Source organism: uncultured Thiodictyon sp., from assembly GCF_903828115.1.
In the GTDB taxonomy this organism is placed as follows: Bacteria; Pseudomonadota; Gammaproteobacteria; order Chromatiales; family Chromatiaceae; genus Thiodictyon.
In genome coordinates, this window is sequence record NZ_CAIKKU010000906.1 from 1 (window position 1) to 5,316 (window position 5,316).

Annotated in this window: 1 protein-coding gene and 1 pseudogene; one reads left to right on the plus strand and one right to left on the minus strand. The window is 71.9% G+C overall.

Features of this window, described 5'->3' with window-relative positions:
• Positions 1-143: 143 nt before the first annotated feature.
• Positions 144-4,730 (minus strand): DEAD/DEAH box helicase, encoded by a 4,587-nt coding sequence (locus QZY48_RS34465; RefSeq protein ID WP_295439273.1) that lies wholly within the window; start codon positions 4,728-4,730, stop codon positions 144-146.
• A gap of 173 nt (positions 4,731-4,903) precedes the next feature.
• Here QZY48_RS34465 and QZY48_RS34470 point away from each other — a divergent pair.
• Positions 4,904-5,316, plus strand: a pseudogene (locus tag QZY48_RS34470) (hypothetical protein); the annotation flags it as partial.

Sequence of the window (5,316 nt, forward strand, 5' to 3'; positions counted from 1 at the left end):
CGGGCTGGAACTGGATCGGATTCTGGGGCATGGCCGCGTCCTCGCCGGTGGGTTACCTTAAGTATGGACCCCCAGGCTCAAATTTGTGAGGCTAACGACCGCCGACCGATCGCCGGCTGAGTTTCGACGCTAATCACCTAGGTTTATTGAGTCCGGGGCGACGGCACCAGGGCATCGTAATCGGACTCAAAGCCGGCGGCGAGCATGACCTCGCGCAGCGGCGCTTGGAGTGCCGGCTGGCCGTCGATGGTCTGGATGAGCAGCCGCCGGCGACCGCCGGCAGGCAGGCGGCACAGGGCGGCCAGGGCCAGGTGCAGTTCCCCGCCGGTCTCGCTCAGGGACGATGGGAAGCTCAGCAGGGCGCGGGCGCTGCTGCCCAGATAGAGGACCGGCTTGCCGGCCACCAGGATGACCCAGGCGCCGCCGATGCGGCGCGGGGCGGTACCCGTCTCGGCACCGGCCGCGGTATCCGGCCAGGGCAGCAGGGCGCCATAGGGGTTGGCCGGGTCCAGGGCGGCCAGGACGCGGACCTCCTCCTGCGTGAAGCCGTCGAGCGGCGACTCCTCCAGGCGCGCGGCGCGCAGGCGTTCCAGTGCCCCGGCCAGGGCGAATTGGGCCCCGGACAGCCCCGCGACGAACCAACCCCGGCGCACCCGCCCGGACTCCTCCAGTTGTTTCAAGACCCGGTAGAGCGGTGCGAAGCCGCCGGGCAGCCCCTCCGCCTGGACCGCCTCCCGACTCACCACGCCATAGCGTTCGAGCAACCGAAGGGCCTGGGCGAGCAGGCGCTCCGTCTCACTGGGCAGCGGCGTGTCCCGTCCGGCGAGGTCCGCGACCAGGGACCAGCGCCCGCCGGTCAGGGCCGGTTCCCGCCCGCGGTGTCGGGTGCGGGCGCCGCCGGCCCCACCCGCAGCCAGGCCGCGCAGGGGGGCGAAGGTGTCGTTGGTGATGAGCCCGGCCCAGACCAGGTCCCAGACGGCCGACTCGAAGGCGTCGCGCGCACCCGCGAGCCCCGCGCGCTGCGCCGCCGCCGTCAGTTCCATCAGAAAGCAGGCGCCGCGTTCGCGCAGGTGCTCCAGCAGGAGGCCCGGCAGCGGTGCCGACGGCTCCGCTGCCCCGGTGTCGGCCGTGCGCCATTCGCCGCCTGTGCGCGGGTACAAGGCGACCCGGCCGTCCTTGGGCCCCAGGGCGCCCCGCCCGATCCACACGATCTGACCGGTGGCCGCCAGCAGGTCCAGGTCCTGGGGGCGATAGCCCGGGACCCGGGCGGGCAGCAGGACGCGATCCAGTTGGGACCAGGGCAGGCTCAGACCGGCGAGTTGCGTGACCGCCTCCAGGAGCCGGTCCGGGCCCTTGCGGTCCTCGCCGATGCCGTGCCAGGCGGGGAGGAAGCGCCCCAGCGCGGCGCCATCGACCGGCGCCACGGCATCCCGGGCGCGGGCCAGGGTGCGGCGGCGCAGGCGTTGCAGCACCTCGACCTCGCACCACTCGGGCTGGGTGCCCGCCGGGCGGATCTCGCCGCGGACCAGGGCGCCCTGGGATTCGAGCAGGCGCAGGACCGGTTCGACCTGGGCCGGGCGCAGGCCCAGGCGCGCGGCGGGCTCGCGGGTGAGGAAGGGGCCATGGGTACGGGCGTAGCGCCGCAGCAGTTGTTCGAGGGGGGCCTGGGTGGGGGCGATGCAGGCCTCGGGCAGCCCGGCGGGCGGGACCAGGCCCAGGGCGTCGCGGTAGAGTCCGGCGTCTTCGGCGGCGATCCAGCGGTGTTCACCGTCGATGCGCAGCGGGGCGGCGCGGCGCTGATCCTTCAAGACCCGCAGCCAGGACCCGGGATCGGCGGGGTTGCCCGCCCCGTGCGTCGTTGTCGTAATCGTAATCGGAGCGGCATCCCCAGCCGCATCGGTGCCCGACCCGTACCCAACACACCGCTCGGCGATCTCGGCCTCGCTCAGATCGCCCAAGCGCCGCAGCAGATCGTGCAGTTCATCCGCGTCGCGGGCGCGGCGCCCGTCCACCCGGTGCTGCAGCTCCGCCTCCAGCTCGGCGAGCACCTCCGGGTCGATCAGTTCGCGCAGTTCGGCCTGACCCAGCAGTTCCGCCAGCAGGGCGCGGTCCAGGGTCAGGGCCTGGGCGCGGCGCTCCGGCAGCGGGGCGTCCTGCTCGTAGAGATAGGCGGCGACATAGGCGAAGACGAGCGAGCGGGCGAAGGGTGAGGCGTGCGCCGTTTCGACCTCGTGGACGCGGATGGCGCGGGTCTGGACGGCGCTCAGGACCTCTTTCAGGCCCGGCAGGTCGAAGACATCCCCCAGTGCCTGCCGATAGGTCTCGATCACCATCGGAAAGCCCGGGTAGCGGCGCACCGTGGCGAGCAGTGCCTGGGCGCGCAGCCGTTGCGCCCAGAGCGGCTGGCGGCCCGCGGCCCGGCGGCGCGGCAGCAGCAGTGCCCGGGCCGCATTCTCACGGAACAGGCCGGCGAAGAGGGCCGTGGCGGCGAGTTGCCCGGTCACCTCGTCCGTCACCTCCGCCGGGTCCGGCAGCAGCTCGTCCAGGGACGGCAGGTCCTCCCCGTCCGCCAGGCGCAGCACGATGCCGTCGTCGGTATACATGACCTGGACCTCGAACCCCTCGCGACGGCTCAGCCGCCCTTGCAGGGCCATGGCCCAGGGGGCATGGATCGGCGCGCCGAAGGGGGTCAGGATGCAGACCCGCCAGTCCCCCAACTCGTCGCGGAAGCGCTCCACGACGATGGTGCGGTCGCTCGGGACCTGACCGGTCGACTCGCGCTGCTCGCGCACATAGGTCGCCAGATTCAGCGCGGCCAGGTCATCGAGCGGGACCTGTGCCTGGACCCAGGCCGGGCCTTCCTCGCCCTCGATGGCCGCCAAGCGGCGACAGAAGACGCCGATCGCCCGCCCCAGTTCCAGCGGCCGTCCGGGACCCTCGCCGCGCCAGAAGGGGAGCTTGCCGGGCTCACCGGGGGCGGGTGAGACGATGACCCGGTCGCGGGTGATTTGCTCCACCCGCCAGGTGGAGGCGCCGAGCAGGATGCAGTCCCCGGCCTTGGTCTCATGGACCAGTTCCTCGTCCAGTTCGCCGATGCGGGGGCCCTCCGCGCCCAGGTGGACCCCGTAGTAGCCCCGGTCCGGGATGGTACCGGCGTTGAGCCGGGTGATCAGGGCCGTGCCGCGGCGCGCACTCAGGGTCGCGCTCGCCCGATCCCAGGCGAGGAGCGGCTTGAGATCCGCGAAATCGCCGCCCGGGTAGAGGCCCGACAGCATCTCCAGCACCGCCTCCAGGGCCGCCCGCGACAGCTCCCGGTAGGGCCCGGCGCGGATCACCAGGGCGTGCAACTCGCCCACCGTCCGGTCCGCCGCCGCACAGTGGGCGGCGACCTGTTGGGCCAGTACGTCCAGGGCGTTGCGGGGCATCCGGAAGGGCTCCAACTCGCCCTGCAGCATCCGCCCGGCAATGACGGCACACTCCAGCAGGTCGCCCCGAAACTTGGGGAAGATGCGCCCGCTGCTGACCTCCCCCACCCCGTGCCCGGCCCGCCCCACCCGTTGCAGACCGCGCGCGACCGAGCCCGGGGACTCCACCAGCAATACCTGGTCCACCGCCCCCATGTCGATGCCCATCTCCAGCGAACTGGTCGCGACGATGGCCTTGAGGTCGCCGCGCTTCAGGCCCTCCTCGATCGCGCTGCGCTGCTCGTGGCTGACGCTGCCGTGGTGGGCGCGCACCAGGTCGGGGGCCGGGTCGGGGGCCGGGTCCGGATCGGGGCCCTCATCGCGCTGCGCCGCCAACTCGTTCAGGCGCCGACACAGACGCTCGGCCAGGCCCCGGCTGTTGACGAAGAGGATGGTGGACCGGTGGGCGCGGATGGCGTCCAGCAGGGCCGGATAGAGCGCCGACCAGATACCCTTCTCGGCCGGCGGGCGGGCGGCCTGCTGGGCATAGAGGGCACCGAGGATGGAGCCGCTGCGCAGTTCCGGCGTCGGCGGCTGCGGCGGGCGCTCCATGTCCGGCACCGGCACGCAGACCCGCAGGTCCAGGCGCGGCGGGGCGGCGGCATCGACGATCTCCACCGGCCGGTCGCCGCCCAGGTAGAGCGCCGCCTCCGCCAGGGGCCGCAGCGTCGCCGAGAGCCCGATGCGCTGAGGGTCGCGCCCGCACAGGGCGGCCAGGCGCTCCAGCGACAGGGCCAGGTGCGCGCCCCGCTTGGTCGGCGCCAGGGCGTGCACCTCGTCGATGATCAGGGTATGGACCGAGCGCAGGTTCCCGGCCGCCCGGGAGCCGAGCAGCAGATAGAGCGACTCCGGGGTCGTGACCAGGATCTCCGCCGGGTCCTGCAACTGCCGGGCGCGCTCCTTCGCGGGCGTATCCCCGGTGCGGATGTCCACCCGCGGCGGCGCGACCGCCAACCCCAGGTGCTCCGCCGCCCGGGCGACACCCGCCAAGGGCGCGCGCAGGTTGCGCTCGATGTCGTAGACCAGGGCCTTGAGGGGGGAGACATAGAGGACCTGGACGCCGGGAACCCGCGGACCGTCACCGCCCGCCATCAGCCGGTCGATCGCCCACAGGAAGGCGGCAAGCGTCTTGCCGCTGCCGGTCGGGGCCGTGATCAGGCAATGGTGCCCGGCGGCAATCAGCGGCCAGCCGCGCGCCTGGGCCGGCGTCGGCGCGGCAAAGTTCTGCGCGAACCAGCGGCGGGTGGCGGGAGTGAAGTAATCCATGTGCCCCGGATGCTAGCCGCACCGGTCGGACTCGGCAAGGGCGCCGAGGCCCAAGGCTTCAGCCTGGGATGGGTAGCCCGATCGGGTCGGGGTGACGGGATTGCGCCCGTCACCCCTCCCACACCACATTCCCATGGACACATTACGACGGACACCACAAATACCACATCACGGTGAACCGGTACCACTTCCACCACTACGACGACGACCACAACAACGACAACGACAACGACAACGACGACAACCATCCACCCGACGACCACTACTACGACGACTACGCCTACGACGACCACGGCCTTGACCCCGACGACCACCACGACCACCCACCACTCCCACCACCAAACGACGACAACAACCCCGACAACATTCCAGAGACCAACCCCGACGACCACCACGACCACCAACATCCACCGACCACTGACGAATTGACCACCGAGTCTCCAGGTCAGGGTCACGACCACCACGAGCCCACGGCCACCCACCACTACAACATGACGAACATAACGACCACGACGACCATCACCACAACGGCACGACAACGACGACGACGAACAGCAAACCACGGCAACGACAACAACATTCCGGA